Raw genomic sequence first — 19398 nt, forward strand, 5'->3', positions numbered from 1 at the left:
TTGGCAATGCAGACGGCACGGACAGTGCTCGAACTGAAGATCAGGGAGCGGAGGCAGACGCTCCAGGAGTTCGCCGAGTTCGCGGAGAGGTTCGCTCGCGAGCACAACGAGCCGGGAACGCTCAGCGTCCGGCACCTACAGCGTCTGGCGTCAGGGCGTAAGCCGAACGGTCAGCCGCTGGGGAGCCTCCGCCCGGCAACCGCGCGGCTGCTTGAACGGATCTTCGATCTCAGCATTGATGAACTACTCGCCCGCCCGAAGCCACCGTCAGGCAGTGGCGGAACCGCGCCCGCCTTGTGTTCGCTACCGATGCTGGACCCGCCTCGGCGCCACAGCGTTGGCCGCCGCGGAATGCCGACTCCAGCTGTGCAGACGCCGGAAACTCGCGCTGACATGGCTATGTCCTTCGCGTGGCTGGACGAACACGTGGGGTGGAGCGTCGAGACGACTCGCAGGGAGGTCATGTCGCACCTCGGGAAGCTGAACACCGAGGACCTGCTGAACCGACAAGCACGACGCGGCAAGGTCCGCCGGAGCCAGATCGCCCGTGCTTTGTCGGAGTACTACGGGGATGGCGCGCCTGGACATGGGGCCTACCGCGTGCAAGACGGCCAGGTGGAGATCCGGACGAGTATCCTCACGCGGCCGGACTGGCTGGACCTGGCGTGTGCGCTCGGGCAGGGCAGCGACCGGCTTACGTTGAGCACCGAGCCGGGCCTGCGCACCGCGTCCGGCACCGCCGAGACAGGAGAAGCGGTGCGGCGCTTCGCTGAAGCCGCCGCGCTTGGCGTGCGTGTCTCGAATGTTCCGCTCTATCGGCTGCTGAGCATTAATGCCAGCAAAGGTGCCATTTCCGGCTCGGTCGGGATCGCGCCATTTGCCGAGTATGCAGTGACCATGGATCTTCTGGAAAAAGAGCTGATCGATGCGATTGGCGACGGCATTTCGGATCGCCTCGACCTGCCATTGCGAGACAAGTACCTGCCGAACATCGAGTCAGTTCTTGATCTGCCAAATAGGTTGTGCGCGGGAGGTGCGCTCGCATTGTGCGCCATCGCTAGGCCCTCGGATTCATATCGCAACCAAGCGGACTATGCGCTCCTTATTCAGCAGCGCTCCGGTCACGTACTCAATGCCGCGCGTCGCCTGGCGGTGATCCCCAAAGGTTTCCACCAGCCGATGACCGATATCCATGCTGACGCACAACTGGGAACGACGCTGCTTCGCGAAATCGAAGAAGAGTTGTTCGGGAGAAGCGACCTGGACAGCACCGTTGACACACCGCGCGTGGCCGCGCCGTTGCACCCCGGCCGCCTATCGGAGCCAATGCAGTGGCTCACCGAGGACCCCGCCCGTATACGCATGGAATGCACTGGCTTCGGCTTGAACATGGTGAGCGGAAACTTTGAATTCGCCTGTCTGATCGTGATTCACGATGACGAGTTCTGGGCACGGTTCGGCGGACAGATCGAAGCCAACTGGGAAGCATCCGGGCTGCGCCTGTACTCCACTATGGACCATCACCTGGTGAGCGAGCTGCTGACCGACGAGGGATGGAGCAACGAAGGACTTTTCGCTCTCTCACAGGGGATTCGGCGACTGCGCGAACTGGGCGACGAGCGGGTGACGCTGCCAGCGATCGAGCCTAGTTGGACGCCGACGGCCAGCGGACAGTGATGACCACCGAGTCCGCGATCGCTTCCCAGGAGTGATCAATTCCAGGTCCCCACACCACGTAGTCGCCCTGCTCGACCAAGTCGGCAGTGCCTTCGGTCAGGTAGAGCCGGAAGCGTCCTTGGACCAACAACAGCATAGTTGTGCGCTGATCGTCGGCTGTCCACTCAGGCCGCTTTTCACCGGCAGGGTGGACCCCCCATTTCACCTCAACGTCCTTCGTTGACCGGACACCCTCGGACGGGTCGATAAAGTGGCCGAGCAACCAACCGCGGGTTTCACTGCCGTCTTTCGCGGCGTTCCCGTGGTGCCAGTTTCGACTCACTAGATTACCTCCCAGTCAATCGGCGGCAGGCCGACACGGTCACCGCCGATTTCCCTGAGGCGTCGAAGCCCTTGCAGCAACGCGAACAACCCTTCGTTGCTCCACGCTACATCACCGACCAGCTCGGCGAGCAGCTCCTTGTCCAAGCTGGAGTACTGCCGCAGCCCTGCCGATTCCCAGTTGGCTTCGACTTGACCGCCGTAGCGCGACCAGAATTCTTCGTCATCGATGACGATCAGGCTCGCGAATTCGAAATTCCCGCTGAGCAGATTCAGTCCGAATCCGGTGCACTCCATTCGCAGCCGGTCCGCGCCATCAAAAAGCCAGCGCATCGGCTCGGAGAGGCGGCTCGGGTGCATCGGGTCGGCCATCCGCTGGTCGCCGAATGTGTTGTCGATGTCGTCTCGCCCGAACAGCTCCTCTTCCATCTCCCGCCGCAGTGTCGCACCGACCTGCGCATCGGCGCGCAGGTCCGTCATCGGCTGGTGGAACCCCTTGGGGATCACCGCCAAGCGACGCGCGGCGTTGAGGACGTGGCCGGAGCGTTCTTGCACCAGGAGAACGTAGTCGGCCTCACCGCGGAACTGGCTGGCGGGGCGAGCGATCGCGCACAGCGCGAGCGGGCCACCCGCGCACAGTCGCCCCGAGACATCGACAACGGAAACGATGTCCGGCAAGTACTTGTCCCGCAGCGGCAACGCACCACGCGATGCCGGGCTGTCAGCCGCAATGGCGTCGATCAACTCACCTTCGAGCAGGTCCATGGTCACGGCGTACTCGACGAACCGCGAGACGCCGACCGCCCCACCGATCGATCCCTGCGAAGGCTCGATGCCGAGCAGCCGATACAGCGGCATGTCGACCAACCTTGTACCCATCGCGAGCGTCTCGGCCAACCGCTGCGCTGCGCGGCCCGCGGCTTCCGGGTCGAGCCGCGTATCGGCCTTGCCCGCGCTGACGACTGCAAGCCGATCGTTGGACGCGATCAGCGGACATGCGAGATCCAGCCAGTCAGCGCACGTCAGAACGCTGGTTTCCGTCTGGACCTCGCCTCCATAGCGAGCGCTGTATCTTCCGTGGCTCCCCACCTGCGCGCCGTAGTACTCGCCCAGAGCTTGCGCGACGTCGCGCTGACTTACGCGCCCACGGCGGTTCGCCCGGCTCTGCAACTCACGGACGTCCAGCCGCGCCAGCCGCGATGACACCTCCCGCCTGCTGGCGCCTGGTTCCCAGCCCGCATGTTCGTCCAGCCAGTCGAGCGCTGCGCCGATATTGGGGTCCTCGGTCATCCTCAGCTCGGCGTCAGCCGCCGCTTGGGCGTCAACGGGAGGATCGGCCGGAATGGCATCAGTCGGACCATCGGCCGAGTCATCGAGGAGCTTGGCGAACCGAGCCTTGACCGACGCCGAAGCCTGTTCAAGCGCGGTATCGAGCAACTGCTGCATCTCCGATTTCGGCCGCAACGTGGGCTTCTTGGGCCACCCGCTGACCGTTCGGACGGCGATTCCCAGGTGTTCAGCGAACCCCTCATTGCTCATTCGCAACGCGGCCTGGAGCGCGCACGCCGCATGTCCCGTCCAGCCAGTCGCTAAATCCATCGCGCCGCGCCCTCGGTAGCTGCTTTCTGCACCGTTCCTGCACTGCTCTTGCACGGGATGTGCACCGCCGGTGCATGGGTTGCCGGGCGGATTCGGACTGGAATTGAGGACATGGAAAACGTCCGGTCCAGCAAGCTAAACCACCCGGCCCTAGCGGTCCGTGCGGACATGTTCGATCACCGTCGCGAGATCACTCTTCAGGTCGTCGAGGCGTTCGGTGATCTCGATCATGCGCTGCTCAAGAGCGTCCAAACGGGACCACACCGTGTCCGAGCCGGCAGTGTCCGGCTCGTCGGGCTCCGGCGGTTTTCGTCCGTGCAGCACGGAAATCAGGTGCTGCGGATGCCAGCCGAGAGTAACCGACAGAGACTCCAGCGTCCGCGAACTCCGGCGGCGCTCCACAACGTGGTGCTGGATCTCGCGGACGATCGCTTGCGAGACGTGCGAGCGCTCCGCGAGCTCGCGCTGTCGCCAGCCGAGCGCGTTGACGCGCTCGTTAATGGCCTTGGCGACTGCCGCCCAATCTTCCGACACGTACTCCTCCGCGCTCCGCCTCAGCGCCGAGGTTAGCCGTTACGTGCCGCATTCCGTGACATGACCTGGCGCGAATTCCGCGCCTTCGACTTCTCGCGCTCTTTCGAGCGCTGAAATCATCAGTATTTAGACGAAATCAGCTTCCTTTGATCGAAGGACTTCTTCTGATGCGGACCAACATGTCCAACTCCGGACGCCCGGCGTCCTACACCGTTCGGAAAGCCGCCTGGATTCTCGGCGTCGCTCCCTCGTCCCTTCACCGCGCCATCCGGGTCGGCGCTGTTCGCACTGAGCAGCGGAACGGCCGTCAGGTGATCCCGGCCAGTGAGCTGTCCCGGCTGCTCGGCTCGCCGCTCGACACCGACTCCGACCAGCAGGCCGGAGGTGCGAAGTGACCAACGACCGCTGGCTGATCGACATCGCTAGGCGGCTGGACCGCCTCCGTGCCGTACCGAGTGCCGCGCTCGCCGAGGCGGTGGAACGCAATGGCAAGTGCCTTTGGGAGTTCACCGAAGGTGCCCCCCTGTGGGCGGCTAAACCACTGACCGACCGCGAGCTGGCAGCGCTGTTGTGCGCGGGCTGCCCAGTCGAGGACGAATGCCTGGAACTGGAGCTCCGGATGGCTGGAACCCACACGGTCGGCGTGTGGGGTGCGCTGGCCGAAGACGACCGCCGAGCGCTGCATCCGTACTGGCTCCGCCGCAACAACGCCGCGGAAGGGGGTCACGCACGATGACTTTGCAACTGACGCCTGTCGAAGTCCTGGCTGCTATTGGCGGCTTGATCGCACTGGTCATGGTGTGGCGTGCGAGTGCGCGTGCCACGCGGCGGGCCGCCGAGGGTGCAAGAGCCGGTGCCCGGCTGATGTCGCTTGCCGGTCGGGTCGTGACGACAGCCGCCGCGATCGTCGGCGTGCAGTGGATCGTGATCACGCACCCCGGCAACACGCCGCTGCTGCTCGCTGTCCTCGGCGTACCAGCTCTGTTCGCGTCCTACACGCTGACCAGGGCCTTGACCGCGACCACGGTGGACACACCTCGCCAGCGAAAGGGCCGGCGATGAGGGTCCGCATGTCCCCGGTGGCGAACGGTGGGCGGCAGTTGCCGCCCACCCTCGCCGACGCCGAGTCCGTCGAGAACGTCCGCAAGCAAGTTGACCGGTTGTGCTGGACCGGAATCCTTCTCGGCTTGGCGTTCACCATGGCCAACGTCCAGCAGTTCGCTGCTGCCGGATCACCGATGTGGTCGCTGCCGTGGTTCGCGGCTTGGCTACTCGATCCCATGGTGTCGCTGGTGCTGTTGGCGATCCTGCGGGCCGAGCAGGTCACCGCCCAGTACGGCATCCGCACCGGCGGATGGGTGCGCGGCGCCAAGTGGTTCACGCTCGCGGCCACGTACGTCATGAACACCTGGGCCGCGTACGCGGCCAGGGAAGCGGACATGGTGGTCCTGCACTCGGTGCCCCCGCTAGTGGTCTTCGTTGCGGCCGAGGCTGTAACCGATCTTCGGGACAATCTCACCGAGGCGGTCCGGATTGCGTTCACGAACGCCGCGCCCGAGTCAGTCACCGAACGAGCACCTGAGCCAGGTCAGGACCGCTTAGCCCCCAAGCGACGGACGTCGTTCGACGAGTACCTGATCCGTGCACGGCAGGCATGGAATCCGGACGTGACCGTGACCCCAGCCTGGATTAGGGAGGTCACCGGCTGCTCGCGCGGTCTGTCCTCCCGGCTCGCCGCGTCGCTGTCTGCCGAGGTGAAGCAGCAATGAACGACGCAGCGCTTCCCACCCCTGGACGGTCTCGCGAGGTTGAACCGCACATCTTTGACGCCGAACTGGTCGACAATTCCTCGTCCGAGCCGCAGCCGAACTGGTGGCGACGGTTCATGAACTGGTGGCAGCGTTCACCCCGCGTGCCAGCGGCCTTGAAGTCACGGCTTGCCTCGAAGCAAGCAGCCACGGACACCTTGGCGTTCGTGCTGCGGTCACCGTGGCGGTTCGTCCGCGCTGTCGCGCGCGGCCTGGTGGCGTCGGCGCGCGGTTGGCGTCGGTGGGTGCGCGTGCACGACTACCGGGATGCTGCCGAGCAGTCCGAGAAGCTGGCGGACAAGTTCATCGAGATCCGCGAGCTCACGCTGTTCCGCTGGAAGGTGACGGGCGTCGTAGCGCTTGCGGGTGCAGCGGCGATCGCCGTGGCATACGTCGTGTACGGCGGAACGGCGTTGTGGATCGCTACTGGCCTCGGCTCGGCGACGCTGGCCATGTTCGGCCGACGCAAGGACGGCGCGCCAGGGCGCAAGGCGGTGCTCGCCGGTCCGCGGTCGCTGACCTGGACGATGGACCCACAGGTGCTCGTTGACGCCTTCCGGGATGCCAAGCTGATCGGTAAGGACGAATCGCTGCGGCTGGTCGAGCGTGCCGCGCATGACGGGTCCGGCTGGGCCGTCACCATCGACCTTCCTGCCACGCGCAAGGCTGTCGACGTCATCAAGCATCGGGAAGCGCTCGCTTCGGCGCTGGCGGTCGATGAGTTGCAGCTCATCGTTGAGCGAGTGCGCGGCAGAGGGGGCCACGCTGGGCGCGTCTTCCTGTGGGTTGCCGACGATGACCCGCACTCCGGGCCGCCGCTGAGGTTCCCGCTGTTGGATGTGGAGTTCTGGGATGCCTGGCGGCCGGTTCCCTTCGGGCGCGACGCGCGCAATCGCAGGATCGACCTGCAACTGGTGTGGACTTCGTTGGTTGTCGGGGCGATCCCTCGGCAGGGCAAGACCTGTGCCACTCGACTACCGGCGGCCGGACTGATCCTCGACCCGTACTCGCAGCTGTACGTCTTCGACGGCAAGGGCGGGAAGGACTGGCAAGCCGCCGAAGCAGTCGCGCACCGATACGTCTGCGGCGACGAACAGGAGCACGTCGAAGCCGTCCGAGATTACCTGGTCGAGCTGGTCGCCGAGGTGCAAGCGCGGTTCTCTCGGATGTCCGCGCTGGACGACGACATCTGCCCCGAATCGAAGATCACTCCGGCGATCTCGCGGGACCGTGACCTCGGAATGCCGATCACAGCCGTGATCATCGACGAAGTCCAGGTGTATTTGGAGAACACGACGCGCGAAGAGTATGGGGGGAAGAAAACCACGCTCGGCGCGTACATCGCGGACCTGCTGACCTACCTCGCACGTAAGGGACCGGCCGTAGGCGTCGTGGTCATCCTCGCCACCCAGCGCCCGGACTCGAACACGATCCCCTCCCGGCTGCGGGCTGTCCTCGGGTCACGCTTCGCGTTGCGAGTGATGGACTGGCGCGACTCCAACATCGTGCTTGGCGAGCAGATGAACACCCGCGGATTCGATGCGTCGACACTGCTGCCCAGCCACAAGGGGGTCGGCATCCTTCGCCCGGACGGCGACACCGACGCCGGTGCCGACACGGTCGCGACGACCACGCGGACCTACTACATGAACAACGCCGAATGGCGGTCGATCTGCGAGCGCGGCAGGGCTCTCAGGGATGCTGCGGGAACCCTGTCCGGCCACGCGGCGGGCGACGACAGCCCGCGAGCGATCGACCGCACTGCCGTCGTCAAGGCGATGAGCGGCAGTAGTGTCACCAACAGCGGCACACCGGCCGACCTGCCGGAACCGCTCGCGTCCATCGTCGACTACCTCGGCGACGACCTGGACCAGCGCGAGTTCGTGCCCACAGCCGAGCTCACCGGCGCGTTGGACATGGACCCAAGCGTGTTCGCGAAGCAGATGGGCGAGCTGGAATGTCGGCCGACTCGGCACCGCGTTCCAACGGAGGACGGCGAGGTCCGACGGGTGCGCGGCTACTTCACCGCCGACATCCGAGCGGCAATCGACCGAGCCGGGTCAGATGAAATCAGCTCTACTGGTGGTCCAGAGGCTGATCAGCAATGAGAGACGGCAGACAGGAACAGCACGCCGTCACCGTGCACCAACCAGCCGAACTGCCTGTACTGACAACCGAAGCGAGCCGCATACTGCTTGGCATACTGGTCGAGTTGACCGAGATCGAGGTCCCCGGTGGACCTCCGACGGAAGGAACACATGACTGCTGAAATCAGCGGCGATCCGTGGGCGGTTCTGGACGATCTGCTCGGCGTCGAAGTCAGCGACACCGCCGATGCCGGGATCGGGCCGGTCGCCTTCTACGGGCGCTGCTCGACCGAGGACAACCAGGACCCGGAAACCTCCCACGGCTGGCAGTTGGGCAACGCCCAGAAGTTCGTCGATCCGCTCGGCGGCAACGTCGTCGCCGAGTACTTCGACGTGGGCCAATCCCGTTCCGTGCCGTGGGAACGACGCGAAGCCGCCTCCCAACTCCTGATGGCGTTGAAGGATCCGAACCGGGGTTGGGACGCCGTGGTGGTCGGCGAAGGGACGCGCTGCTGGTTCGGCAACCAGTTCTCGCTGATCGCGCCCCGGTTCGCCGCCTACGGCGTCGATCTGTGGGTTCCCGAACTCGGCGGCAAGTTCGACGCCCGCAACCCTTCACACAAGATGCTCATGAGCGTGCTCGGCGGCATGAGCGAGTCCGAGCGCCAGCACGTGCAAGCGCGAGTGCGGGCGGCGATGGACGCCCAGGTCCTCAACGAAGGCCGCCACCAAGGCGGCCGAGCACCCTACGGCTACCTGGTCGTCGACGGCGGGCCGCACCCCAACCCGCGCAAGGCAGCCGAGGGCTACCGGTTGAAGGTTCTGGCGATCGATGACGCCGCGGCCGAGGTCGTACGGCGGATCTTCGCCGGATACCTGGGTGGGAAGGGAGATCGTGCGATCGCCAACGGGCTGAACCGTGATGGCATTCCGTGTCCCTCGGCGAAACGGCCGGACCAGAACCGGCATCGGCTCGCCGATGGATGGCAAGGCAGTACCGTGCGATCCATCCTCGAAAATCCCCGCTACACCGGCTATGCGTTCTTCGGCCGCTGGACGAAGCACGAAACCCTGCTCGACCCCGACGACGTCGCCGCCGGGCACGTCACCCGCTTCCGCCGATCCAGCCCGGACCGCATCGTCCGCTCCCGCAAGCCAGCACACCCCGTGATCGTGCCGGTCGAGGACTTCACCCAAGCCCAGCTACTTCGGCGCTCGAAGGCTTCGGGAGGACTGCGGACCGCGCGCAAGACCGAACGCAGCGGACGACCCACCAAACACACCTACCTGTTCCGGGGCCGCATCCGCTGCGCGGTGTGCACCAGGAAGATGGAAGGAAGCCCCCGCACGCACGGCATGTACTACCGATGCCCCGCGCGCACCCTAGCGCCCGGTTCGCCTGCCCTGGCCGACCACCCACCGGCCGTGTACCTCCGGGAAGACCTCATCCGGGATTCCGCCAACGGCTGGATCGGCGAGCTGTTCGCCCCTGAGAACATCGACAAGACCGTCCAGGCACTGCTCGCGTCTCAAGAGGCACCCAACAGCGCACCGACACAGGAGAAGGCCAAGCAGCGGCTCACCGACGCCGAGGCGCGGCTACGGCGCTTCCAAGCCGCCATCGCCGCCGGAGTAGATCCGGCAGCGCTGACCGAGGCGATCAACGAAGCCCAAGCCGAACGCGCAGCCGCCCAAGCCGAACTGAACAACGCACCCGCACCCAATGCACTCACCGATGCCGAGATCTACGCCATGATCGATTCGCTCGGCGACGTCGGCGCAGCACTGTCGAGCACCAAGTCCGGACGGCTGGCGAACCTCTACGAGGCTGTTGACCTGCAAGTCTGCTACGAACCGGCCGACCGGGTGGCCCAAATAAAAATTCACCCGGCGAGCCGGGTGAATAGTGTCCGTGTCCGAGGGGGGACTTGAACCCCCACGCCCGTTAATAGGGCACTAGCACCTCAAGCTAGCGCGTCTGCCATTCCGCCACTCGGACGCCTCGGGTCCGCCCTTGATTCCGGGCGGCCCCGCTGTGTTGTGTACATAAGATTAGCCGACGCTTCAAGGCCGTCCCAACCCACCCCCCACTTGGGCTCGCGGGTGGTAGAAAAGCCAGGTGAGTGAGCACATCGATCCCACTTCCGGCGCTTCCGACGACCCCGGGCTCAGGCAGGCCGAGGACGAGGTCGTCAGTCTCGCCAGCGACCTGATCCGCATCGACACGACCAACACCGGCGACCCCGACACGCTGGTCGGCGAGCGCGCTGCCGCGGAGTACGTGGCGGAGAAGCTCGGCGAGGTCGGGTACGAGATCACCTACGTCGAGTCCGGTGACCAGCCCGGGCGGGCCAACGTCATCGCCAGGCTCCCCGGTGCCGACCGCGAGCGGGGCGGGCTCCTCGTCCACGGGCACCTCGACGTCGTACCCGCCGACCCCTCGGAGTGGTCCGTGCACCCCTTCTCCGGCGCCGTGCAGGACGGCTACGTGTGGGGGCGCGGCGCGGTCGACATGAAGGACATGCTCGCCATGAGCCTCGCCGTGGCCCGGCGGCTCAAGCGCGACGGGATCACGCCGCCGCGCGACGTGGTCTTCGCGTTCCTCGCCGACGAGGAGGCGGGCAGCTTCCAGGGCGCCCAGTGGCTCGCCGACCACCGCCCCGAGCTGTTCGAGGGCTGCACCGAGGCGATCAGCGAGGTCGGCGGGTTCTCGGTCACGCTCAAGGACGGCGTGCGCACCTATCTCGTGCAGACCGCCGAGAAGGGCATCCGCTGGCTGAAGCTGCGGGTGCGCGCCCGCGCGGGGCACGGCTCGATGGTGCACGAGGACAACGCCGTGACGAAGCTGTCGACCGCGGTTTCCAAGCTCGGCCAGTACCGGTTCCCGCTGGTGCTGACCGACTCGGTGCGCGAGTTCCTCGACGGCGTCACCGAGCTCACCGGCTGGGACTTCCCCGACGACGACATCGACGGCTCCGTCGCCAAGCTCGGCAACCTCTCCCGCATCGTCGGCGCGACGCTGCGGGACACCGCGAACCCGACCATGCTCACCGCCGGCTACAAGCACAACGTCATCCCGTCGGTCGCCGAAGCCGCCGTCGACTGCCGGATCCTGCCCGGCCGGGAGGAGGCCTTCGACCGCGAGCTGGCCGAGCTGCTCGGGCCGGAGGTCGAGCGCGAGTGGGTCGGCCTGCCGCCGGTGGAGACCAAGTTCGAGGGCCGCCTCGTCGACACGATGACCGCCTCGCTGATCGCCGAGGACCCCACCGCCCGGACCCTGCCCTACATGATGTCCGGCGGAACCGACGCCAAGTCGTTCAGCCGGCTGGGCATGAACTGCTTCGGCTTCGTGCCGCTGAAGCTGCCCGCCGACCTCGACTTCGCGTCGCTGTTCCACGGCGTGGACGAACGCGTGCCCGTCGAGTCGCTGCGCTTCGGGACCAGGGTGCTGGACCGGTTCATCCGCAACGCGTGATCAGCTTGTCGGTGCCGTCTGGTTCGATCGGCTCCCCGGAGTTGATCTGCGGAGGTGTCGCGTGGCGGACGGGTCGGTAGCCCACTGGATCGAGGTGTACCTGGAGCACCTGCAGGCCAGGAAGCTCGCCGCGAACTCGTTGCGCGCGTACCGCCTCGACCTGACCTCGGTCGCCGGGGAGCTCAGCGGCACCCCTGAGCTCCCGGCGTCCGAGCTGACCGCCGCGACCCTCCGCTCGGCGTTCGCCCGCCACGCCGCCGCCCGCTCCGCGTCGTCGGTCACGCGGGCGTGGTCGACGTGGAACGGGTTCTTCGGCTTCCTCGTCGTCGAGGGAGTCGTGGCGGGCAACCCGATGCAGGTCATCCCCAAGCCACGCAGTTCACCCCCGACCCCGAAGCCGCTTCAGGGCGAGGACACCCCGGAACGCCTGCTCCGCACGGTGTCGGCCGGGTTGCGCCAGGCGCGGAACCCGTGGCCGGAGCGCGATCTGGCCGTCCTCGCGACGCTGCTGTGCACAGGCGTGCGCTCCGCCGAGCTGCTCGATCTCACCGTCGCTTCGCTGGCCGGCCGGGCCGGCGACCGCCGCCTCCACGTCCGCGGCAAGGGCGGGAAGAACCGGTCCATCCCGATCGAGGACGCGCTCGATTCGGTGATCCAGTCGTACCTCCAGTCGCGGCGGGCCCGCTTCGGCGAACGGCTGCCGGGCTCGGAGCCGCTGTTCGTCGATCACCGCGGCGAACCGCTGCGCCGCGGCGGACTCCAGTACCTCGTCCGCCAGTCCCTGCGCGCGGCGGGCATCTCCGACCGTGTGCAACGGGGCGCCATGGTGCACGCTCTCCGCCACACCTTCGCCACCCGGCTCGCGGAGGACGGCGCGAACGCCGCCGAGATCGCGAAGCTGCTCGGCCACGCCTCGATCAACTCAAGCCAGACCTACATCGACGTCACCGCGCGCGAGCAGCGCATGTCGGTCCGGGCGAACCGGACCCATCAGGTGCTCGGCGAGCTCTCGGACCGCTGACCGCCCCAGGACTCCCCCGTGCTCGCCAATGCGCACACGGCCCCGGCCGGATCGGAGATCACGACTGCCTCACCGATCACCGGATGCTTGGTCCACTCGACGACTGCGCCGCCGAGTTCCAGCACCCGGTTCCCCGCGACGTCGATGTCCTCGACGGCGAAGTAGCACAGCCAGCCCCACCGGCCGTCAATCTGCCGGTCGCTGCGCCCCGCCACGACCCGCCCGCCTGCTTCGTAAAGCGACTCCGCGACCGTCCAGTTCAGCGTGCCGGCCCAGAACGCGTCCGCACGAGCGGTGTCGGCGGCGAACAGCTCCACCCAGCAGGGTTCGCCCTTGCGCGGTCCCGGCGCCCACGGCCCGTGCTGAGCTCGCCCCCTGGTCATCTCGGCGCTGGTGTCGTCGGGCCCGGTCAGGGATCCGTCGTGGGCCGCTCCGGCGAACACGACGCGCAGTTCGGTCCGCTCCCCCGCTTTCGGCGTGCGCACCGAGGCGCACCGGCGGTCGCCGACCCAGCAGTCGAACCCGCTCCCGGATGCCAGCGGCACCCAGCCGAGCAGCGCCTCGTGGAACGTCAGCGTGGCCAGTGGATCAGCGGTGATCAGTTCTGCGCGACGCAGGCCGCGGACCGCGGTGTGTTGGGGCACGGCTTCGATTCCTCACGCCGGGGCGGGCTTGTGGGCGTACATCCTTACCCCCGGGAATCAGGGTGACAATGCTCCATTCGATCTCACGTGACCACTGTCACCGGATGCGCTCCAGCTCGATCGCGACGTCGACGACCTGCGCGGCCATCTTCCGCAACTCCGCGTCACCAGCACCGTCCTCGGCAGCGGTGACGACGTCCTCGGCCGCGCAGCGCAACTGGAACAGGCGGTCCTGGAGATTCGCGAGCTCCGCCGCCGAGAGCACCACCGCGTCCTCCGGCAGACCACCGCGCTGCACGGCGGTCCGGCGCTCGTAGGCGCGCTGTCGGCAGGACTGGGCGCAGTACAGCCGGGGCCGGCCCTGGCGTCCGGCCTCCGGAATGCGCCGGCCGCACCACGAGCAGTGCCGGACGCGTTGCCGTGCGCTTTCGTGCAGGGGTTCCACGGCGGGTAACGCTAACCGGCACCCCCGGGTGCGCAGCACCGCCACGCCGATCCGGCACAGTGGTGCCCGTGACTCACCCCTTCCTCCAAGGTCCCTGGCCACGCGCGTTCGCCCACCGCGGGTGGCACGTCGGGGATCTCCACGACAGGGAGAACTCGCTCAGCGCGTTCCGCCGGGCCGTTGACGAGGGTTTCCGCTACATCGAGACGGATGTCCACGCCACCGCGGACGGCGTGGTGGTGGTGAACCACGATGCGACGCTGGAACGCACCACCGACGGACGCGGCGCGATCCGACGGCTCCCCTGGCGCGTGGTCGGGTCGGCGCTGATCGCCGGCGAGGAGCCGGTCAGCCGGCTCGACGACGTGCTCGAGGAGTTACCGGACGCCTTCTTCAACATCGACGTCAAGGCTGACTCCGCGGTGCAACCGATCCTCAAGGTGCTCGCCGCGCACAACGCGTGGGACCGGGTGTGCCTTGCGTCGTTCGACGACCGGCGCCTCGACGCGCTGCGACGCGGCGGTGGACTCCGGCTGCTGACGTCGATGGGACAGCGGGCCGCGACCATGCTCTGGGCCGGATCGCGGTGGGGCGGCTGGCCGCTCCGGTCGTGGATCGAGGGCTGCGCGGCGCAGGTGCCGCCCCGGCACGGGCGGCTCCAGGTCGTCGACCCCCGCTTCCTGCGACTCGCCCACCAATGGGGGTTGGAAGTGCACGCATGGACCGTCGACGACGCCCGCGAAATGACCGCTTTGCTCGACATGGGCGTCGACGGACTGGTCACAGACCGCCCCGACGTGCTGCGGGAGGTCTTGCGGGCGCGCGGGCAGTTCCCGGAGCCGAGTCAGGACCGGCTCGGTGATCCGGAACCCTCCTGAGTGGAACTACGCATTGTTGGTGCGTGATCCTTCTGCGGTGACCGTGAGCCAGTAAAGTCCGGGTACCCCCGAACAGGTGAGCACGGGCTTGGAGGACCGGACGGATGAGCGTGATGGGCAGCGAGCTCGCCCCGGATGCCGCACAGCGGCGGCGGGAACAGCGCGGTTGGTGCTGGTACGACTGGGCCAACTCGGTGTTCCCGACATCGGTGACGACCGTGTTCCTCTCGCTCTACCTGACATCTGTCGCCACCCAGGCCGCCCGCGCCGACGTCGCCCGCAACGGGCCGAACGCATGCCCCGGTGACAACGCGCTCCAGCAGTGCGACATCTCGATCATCGGCCTGACGTTCCCGGCGGGCTCGCTGTGGGGGTACCTGCTGTCGGTGGCGACCGTGATCCAGGTCCTGGTGCTGCCGATCACCGGGGCGATCGCCGACCGGACCCAGAACAAGCGGGCGATGCTGGCGCTGTTCGCCTTCGGCGGTGCCGTGGCGACCTCGCTGCTCGCGCTGGTCGGCGGCGCGAACTGGCAGCTGGGCGTGGTGCTGTTCATCGCGGGCAACATCTGCTTCGGCGCGTCGGTGGTCGTCTACTACTCGTTCCTCCCCGAGCTGGCCGACGCCGACGAACGGGACCAGCTGTCGTCCCGGGGCTGGGCGTTCGGGTACCTCGGCGGCGGCCTCGCGCTGGGCCTGCACCTGGTGATCTACCTCGGCCACGACGCAGTCGGGCTCAGCACCGATGCCGCGGTCCGGCTGATCTTCTTCTCGTCCGGTCTGTGGTGGGCCGCCTTCACCCTGCTGCCGCTGGCCGCGCTGCGGCGCCACCAGCGTCCCGAAGGCAGCGAGCGCGGCGCGTCGGTGATCACGGCCGGGTTCCGGCAGCTGCTGTCGACGGTGAAGCAGGCGCGCCACTTCCCGCTGACGCTCGCGTTCCTCGGCGCCTACATGATCTACACCGACGGCATCGCCACGGTCGCCAACGTCTCGGCGCAGTACGGCAGCCTGGAGCTGAAGCTCCCGCAGGACTCGCTGATCATCACGCTGCTGATCGTGCAGTTCATCGCGTTCGTCGGCGGGGTCCTGCACGGGCTGGTGGCCCGCCGCATCGGCGCCAAGAAGACGATCATGATCAGCCTGGTGGTGTGGGTGCTCGTGCTCGCCGCCGCCTACTTCGTGCAGGCCGGTCAGGCGATGCAGTTCTACGGCCTGGCGGTCGGGATCGGTCTCGTGCTCGGCGGTACCAACGCGCTGTCCCGCTCGTTGTTCAGCCAGATGGTACCCGTCGGGAAGGAGGCCGAGTACTTCTCGCTCTACGAGGTCGGCGAGCGGTCGACGTCGTGGCTCGGACCGCTGGTCTTCGCCGGGGTCGGGCAGGCGACGGGATCGTTCCGGCTGGCGATCATCTCACTCGTCGTGTTCTTCGCGGTCGGGCTCGTCCTGGTCGCCCTGGTGCCCGTGCGCCGGGCCATCGAGGCGGTGGGGAACCGGCCGCCATCCGTGCTGTGAGCAGTTCGTTGTGTGCTCATGGTGATCACCCGGTCGCCCGCTGAAGTCGAACGGCGACTGCTCCAAGCCGGTGACACTGTCCGTCGAGGTCACTCTCATGATCGGAATATGCCAGTACACAGCGTCGTGGCACCGCCGAACAAGCTATCGCTACATTCTGTTATCAATTTGCACAGCTGTAACACGATCAGCGGTGGTGATCTAGATCCCATTGTGTCGGGTTTGTCCCGACCTCACGTGGCCCCGGTGACCGAACATCTGGCACTATCACCCGTTCGAACGCACCTATAGATTGGCAGGGGGATAACGCGTCACGAACGCGGACCGACTGCATCTCTAGGGACAGAAGCCATCGTTGACGGGTGAAGAACGTCACCGACGGCGACCAGAAGACCCACATCGGGAACAGACGACGGGCCCACCGTCGTTGCACTCGGTGAGCACAACCGCCTGGACTCCCTCCGGGCCGAAGTGAAAGGAACCGTCATGGCCGATCGCGTTCTGCGTGGCAGCCGGCTCGGAGCGGTCAGCTACGAGACCGACCGTAACCACGACCTCGCACCGCGCCGGACGGTGCGCTACGCGTGCACCAAGGACCACGAGTTCGAGGTGCCCTTCTCCGACGACGCCGAAATCCCGCCGACCTGGGAATGCCGTCTGCACGGCACCGAGTCGAAGATCGTCGACGGCAGCGAGCCGGAGCAGAAGAAGGCCAAGCCGCCGCGCACCCACTGGGACATGCTGCTGGAGCGCCGCAGCATCCCCGAACTCGAGGAGCTGCTCAACGAACGGCTCGAGATGCTGCGTGGTCGCCGCAGCCACTCGGCCTGACAGAGGACACCGCGAGCGCCTGGGCCCCGGCCCAGGCGCTTTCCGTGTTCAGCGGCGGATCTGGCGCACCAGGTCCCGCAGCTGCGCGCCGCGCCGCCGCAGCCCCCACTTCGTCATCCGCACCAGCGCCTCGCGGGCGATCGAACCGCTCATCTTCGACTCACCGACCTCCCGGTCGATGAAGGTGATCGGTGCTTCCACGACGCGGAAACCGGCGTCCAGCGCCCGCAGCGTCAGGTCCACCTGGAAGCAGTAACCGGCTGACGCGACGTCGTGCAGCCTCAGCTTCTCCAGCACCTCGCCCCGGTACACCCGATAACCCGCGGTGCTGTCGTTGACGGCCACGCCCAGCGCGAGGCGGGTGTAGAGGTTCGCCCCGCGCGACACGGCCTCCCGGTACCAGGGCCAGTTCACCACCCGCCCGCCAGGCACGTACCGCGACCCGATCACGACGTCCGCGCCCGCTCCGAGCTGCCCCAGCAGCCGGGGAAGGTCCTCTGGAGCGTGCGAGCCGTCCGCGTCCATCTCGATGATCGCGTCGTACTCCCGCCGCAGCGCCCAGTCGAACCCGGCGACGTAGGCAGCGCCGAGCCCGGCCTTCTCCACGCGGTGCATCACGTGGACCCGCTCGTCCTCAGCCGCCAGCTCGTCGGCGACCGCGCCGGTGCCGTCCGGGCTGCCGTCGTCGACGATCAGCACGTGCGCCGTCGGCAGCGCGGTCAGCAGCCGCTCCACGATCGGGCCGATGTTGTCCCGCTCGTTGTAGGTCGGGATCACCACCAGAGCCGCGCCCTGCCACCCCGTGGAGCCGTCTTGCCGGTTCGCCATCCATTCCTCCTTGCCGACGCCGGGCCACGTCGGCAGTGCGCGAAACATCGTTTTTCCAGGAACCCTCACGCGTCCTGCGGACGCCGCCGGAGGGTGAGCAGAACCGCTCCCGCGCCCAAGGCGGCGAATGCCCACATCGGGGCGCTGCCAAGCCGCGTCGCGAGCGTCGTGTTCGATCGTAGGGGCACCTCACCGGTCAGGTTCTGGGCGGTGAACTGACCCGTCTGCTGCACGATCGAACCATCGGGCCGCACGATCGCGCTCACGCCGCTGGTAGCGGCCACGACGACCGACCGGCTGTGCTCCACCGCCCGGAGCTGGGACATCGCGAGCTGCTGGTAGCTCATCTCCGAGTGCCCGTACCAGGCGTTGTTCGTGGGCACCGCGAGCAGGGTCGCGCCCTCCTGCGCGGCTCCGGCGAACACGTTGTCGTAGGCGACGTCGTAGCACATGCCCACCCCGACCCGCGCCGGTCCGGCATCGAGCACACCCGGGCGGTCGCCGGGGATCATGTCGCGCTCGAAGCGGTCGACGAAGGGGCTCACCAGCCGGGCGACCGGGCGCATCGGGATCGTCTCGGCGAAGGGCACGAGGTGCTGTTTGTCGTACTCGGCGCCCGCTCCGGTGGCCGGATCCCAGCGCACGATCTTGTTGCGCAACTGGCCGTCCTGGTCGACGCCGAGACCTCCGACCAGCATGGGGACGCCGAGTTTCGCGCTGATCCGGGTCAGTGCGGGGTCGGTGCGGGCCGGCCCCCAGGAACCGACCTGTTCGGGAAGAATCACGAAGTCCGGGCGCTGCTGGCGGCCCGCGTCGACGTCGTCGGCGAACGCCTCTGCCGCCCGCATGTGGTTGTCGTGGAGGACGTCGTCCTGGTACAGCAGATCGAGCCCGATGTTGGGCGCGTTGCCCTGGACGATCGCCACCTTCGCGGTGCCCGCGTTCGCCTCGGTCCCGACCGTCGGCAGCACGGCGAGACCGGCCAGCACCGGCACGACCACCATCACGGCGGGTGCCACGAGGCCGCTCCGACGCCGCGCCCGCAGCACGATCTGAGCGACCGCACCTCCGATCAGGGCGACCGCGAAGGACACCAGAACAGCGCCGCCCAGCGACGCCAGCGGCAGCAGTGCTCCACGCGCCTGGGTGAACGCCAAACGCCCCCAGGGGAAGCCTCCGAATGGGAAGCTCGACCGCACGGCCTCGGCCGTCACGAAGACCGCGGCCATCCAGACGGGGGCCGCGCGCAGTCTGCTCACCCGGGCCATTCCGGCGCCGGCCAGTCCGAAGAACAACGCCTCGACCGCGGCCACTCCCAGCCACGGCCACGGCCCGAACTGCGCGCCCAGGAAGTCCTGGATCCAGCCCAGCAGCGGAAGCATGAACGAGAACCCGAACAAGAGGCCGTAACCGAACCCCGCCCGAGCCCGCCGACCGTGCACGACCAGCACGAACGCGGCGAACGCGATCGGCACCAGCCACCACACGTCATGCGGCGGCGAGACCGCGTACACGGAGAAACCCGCCGCGACGGCCAGCAGCATCCGCAGCCACACCAGGCCGTTCGACGATCGTCCTCCGGTCTTGTCGCCACCGCCCTTCGCACGGCGTTGCGCACTCAACGTGGGGACGACCACCTGATCAACCTTTTCGGCCAGTGGTTCCGGCGCGACATCCCGGAACGTACGTACATCTCGCAAGGGCGCAGCATGCGCACTGACAAATGTACGCCGAGTGCT

The 19398-nt window shown here is 67.5% G+C and carries 19 protein-coding genes and 1 tRNA gene; 12 read left to right on the forward strand and 8 right to left on the reverse strand.

Going from position 1 to position 19398, the window contains the following annotated elements; genetic code table 11:
• The first annotated feature begins 6 nt into the window (after positions 1–6).
• On the forward strand, positions 7–1677 hold the full coding sequence (locus ABD691_RS23700; protein ID WP_344683196.1) for a transcriptional regulator: 1671 nt from the start codon (positions 7–9) through the stop codon (positions 1675–1677).
• Here ABD691_RS23700 and ABD691_RS23705 read toward each other — a convergent pair.
• The 3 genes from ABD691_RS23705 to ABD691_RS23715 all read right to left on the reverse strand — a co-directional run bounded on the left by ABD691_RS23705 (position 1646) and on the right by ABD691_RS23715 (position 4131).
• The gene (locus tag ABD691_RS23705; RefSeq protein ID WP_344683198.1) at positions 1646–1999 is read right to left on the reverse strand and encodes a signal peptidase I; all 354 of its coding nucleotides are present in this window, start codon (positions 1997–1999) and stop codon (positions 1646–1648) included. The two genes, ABD691_RS23700 and ABD691_RS23705, sit on opposite strands and share 32 nt — an antisense overlap.
• Positions 1999–3597 (reverse strand): transcriptional regulator, encoded by a 1599-nt coding sequence (locus ABD691_RS23710; RefSeq protein ID WP_344683514.1) that lies wholly within the window; start codon positions 3595–3597, stop codon positions 1999–2001. Before ABD691_RS23710 ends, ABD691_RS23705 begins: the two co-directional genes overlap by 1 nt.
• Before the next feature lie 150 nt (positions 3598–3747).
• The gene (locus ABD691_RS23715) at positions 3748–4131 is read right to left on the reverse strand and encodes an XRE family transcriptional regulator (RefSeq protein WP_344683200.1); all 384 of its coding nucleotides are present in this window, start codon (positions 4129–4131) and stop codon (positions 3748–3750) included.
• Positions 4132–4298: 167 nt separating this feature from the next.
• On the opposite strand from ABD691_RS23715, the gene ABD691_RS23720 reads away from it, so the two are divergent.
• From ABD691_RS23720 to ABD691_RS23745, 6 genes are all read left to right on the forward strand, one after another.
• On the forward strand, positions 4299–4526 hold the full coding sequence (locus ABD691_RS23720) for a MerR family transcriptional regulator (RefSeq protein ID WP_344683202.1): 228 nt from the start codon (positions 4299–4301) through the stop codon (positions 4524–4526).
• Complete coding sequence (locus ABD691_RS23725; protein WP_344683204.1) at positions 4523–4867, forward strand: WhiB family transcriptional regulator; 345 nt, start codon at positions 4523–4525, stop codon at positions 4865–4867. The genes ABD691_RS23720 and ABD691_RS23725 overlap by 4 nt, the downstream gene beginning before the upstream one ends.
• Positions 4864–5193 carry a hypothetical protein gene (locus ABD691_RS23730; RefSeq protein WP_344683206.1) on the forward strand — a complete coding sequence of 110 codons (330 nt, stop codon included), beginning with the start codon at positions 4864–4866 and terminating at the stop codon, positions 5191–5193. The genes ABD691_RS23725 and ABD691_RS23730 overlap by 4 nt, the downstream gene beginning before the upstream one ends.
• 8 nt (positions 5194–5201) lie before the next feature.
• Positions 5202–5900: a hypothetical protein gene (locus ABD691_RS23735; RefSeq protein WP_344683208.1), complete on the forward strand. Its 699-nt coding sequence runs from the start codon at positions 5202–5204 to the stop codon at positions 5898–5900.
• A complete protein-coding gene (locus ABD691_RS23740; protein WP_344683210.1) occupies positions 5897–8047 on the forward strand; it encodes a cell division protein FtsK in 2151 nt (716 codons plus the stop codon). Before ABD691_RS23735 ends, ABD691_RS23740 begins: the two co-directional genes overlap by 4 nt.
• Positions 8048–8197: 150 nt before the next feature.
• Positions 8198–9958: a recombinase family protein gene (locus ABD691_RS23745; protein ID WP_344683212.1), complete on the forward strand. Its 1761-nt coding sequence runs from the start codon at positions 8198–8200 to the stop codon at positions 9956–9958.
• Here the strand turns inward: ABD691_RS23745 and ABD691_RS23750 are convergent.
• Positions 9940–10025, reverse strand: a tRNA-Leu gene (locus tag ABD691_RS23750). The genes ABD691_RS23745 and ABD691_RS23750 overlap by 19 nt on opposite strands.
• Before the next feature lie 120 nt (positions 10026–10145).
• Between ABD691_RS23750 and ABD691_RS23755 the strand changes: the two genes are divergently transcribed.
• Together ABD691_RS23755 and ABD691_RS23760 are read left to right on the forward strand one after the other, a co-directional pair.
• Positions 10146–11501, forward strand: a complete 1356-nt coding sequence (locus tag ABD691_RS23755) for a M20/M25/M40 family metallo-hydrolase (protein ID WP_344683214.1) — start codon at positions 10146–10148, stop codon at positions 11499–11501.
• A 61-nt stretch (positions 11502–11562) separates the two neighbouring features.
• Positions 11563–12522 carry a tyrosine-type recombinase/integrase gene (locus tag ABD691_RS23760; protein ID WP_344683215.1) on the forward strand — a complete coding sequence of 320 codons (960 nt, stop codon included), beginning with the start codon at positions 11563–11565 and terminating at the stop codon, positions 12520–12522.
• Here the strand turns inward: ABD691_RS23760 and ABD691_RS23765 are convergent.
• Positions 12492–13166 (reverse strand): VOC family protein, encoded by a 675-nt coding sequence (locus ABD691_RS23765; protein ID WP_344683217.1) that lies wholly within the window; start codon positions 13164–13166, stop codon positions 12492–12494. The genes ABD691_RS23760 and ABD691_RS23765 overlap by 31 nt on opposite strands.
• Before the next feature lie 97 nt (positions 13167–13263).
• Entirely contained in the window at positions 13264–13611 is a 348-nt protein-coding gene (locus tag ABD691_RS23770) for a hypothetical protein (protein ID WP_344683219.1), read from the reverse strand.
• A 62-nt stretch (positions 13612–13673) separates the two neighbouring features.
• Between ABD691_RS23770 and ABD691_RS23775 the strand changes: the two genes are divergently transcribed.
• The 3 genes from ABD691_RS23775 to ABD691_RS23785 all read left to right on the forward strand — a co-directional run bounded on the left by ABD691_RS23775 (position 13674) and on the right by ABD691_RS23785 (position 16831).
• Positions 13674–14489, forward strand: coding sequence for a glycerophosphodiester phosphodiesterase family protein (locus ABD691_RS23775; protein WP_344683220.1), 816 nt, complete (start codon positions 13674–13676; stop codon positions 14487–14489).
• A gap of 104 nt (positions 14490–14593) precedes the next feature.
• Positions 14594–16000 (forward strand): MFS transporter, encoded by a 1407-nt coding sequence (locus tag ABD691_RS23780; RefSeq protein ID WP_344683221.1) that lies wholly within the window; start codon positions 14594–14596, stop codon positions 15998–16000.
• A 486-nt stretch (positions 16001–16486) separates the two neighbouring features.
• Positions 16487–16831: an RNA polymerase-binding protein RbpA gene (locus tag ABD691_RS23785; protein WP_009945807.1), complete on the forward strand. Its 345-nt coding sequence runs from the start codon at positions 16487–16489 to the stop codon at positions 16829–16831.
• Positions 16832–16879: 48 nt separating this feature from the next.
• On the opposite strand, the gene ABD691_RS23790 is transcribed toward ABD691_RS23785, so the two are convergent.
• A complete protein-coding gene (locus ABD691_RS23790) occupies positions 16880–17659 on the reverse strand; it encodes a polyprenol monophosphomannose synthase (RefSeq protein ID WP_344683227.1) in 780 nt (259 codons plus the stop codon).
• Positions 17660–17724: 65 nt separating this feature from the next.
• Positions 17725–19296 carry an apolipoprotein N-acyltransferase gene (gene lnt, locus ABD691_RS23795; RefSeq protein WP_344683229.1) on the reverse strand — a complete coding sequence of 524 codons (1572 nt, stop codon included), beginning with the start codon at positions 19294–19296 and terminating at the stop codon, positions 17725–17727.
• Positions 19297–19398: the final 102 nt, after the last annotated feature.

Source organism: Saccharopolyspora taberi (assembly GCF_039534165.1).
GTDB classification, from domain to species: Bacteria; Actinomycetota; Actinomycetes; order Mycobacteriales; family Pseudonocardiaceae; genus Saccharopolyspora_D; species Saccharopolyspora_D taberi.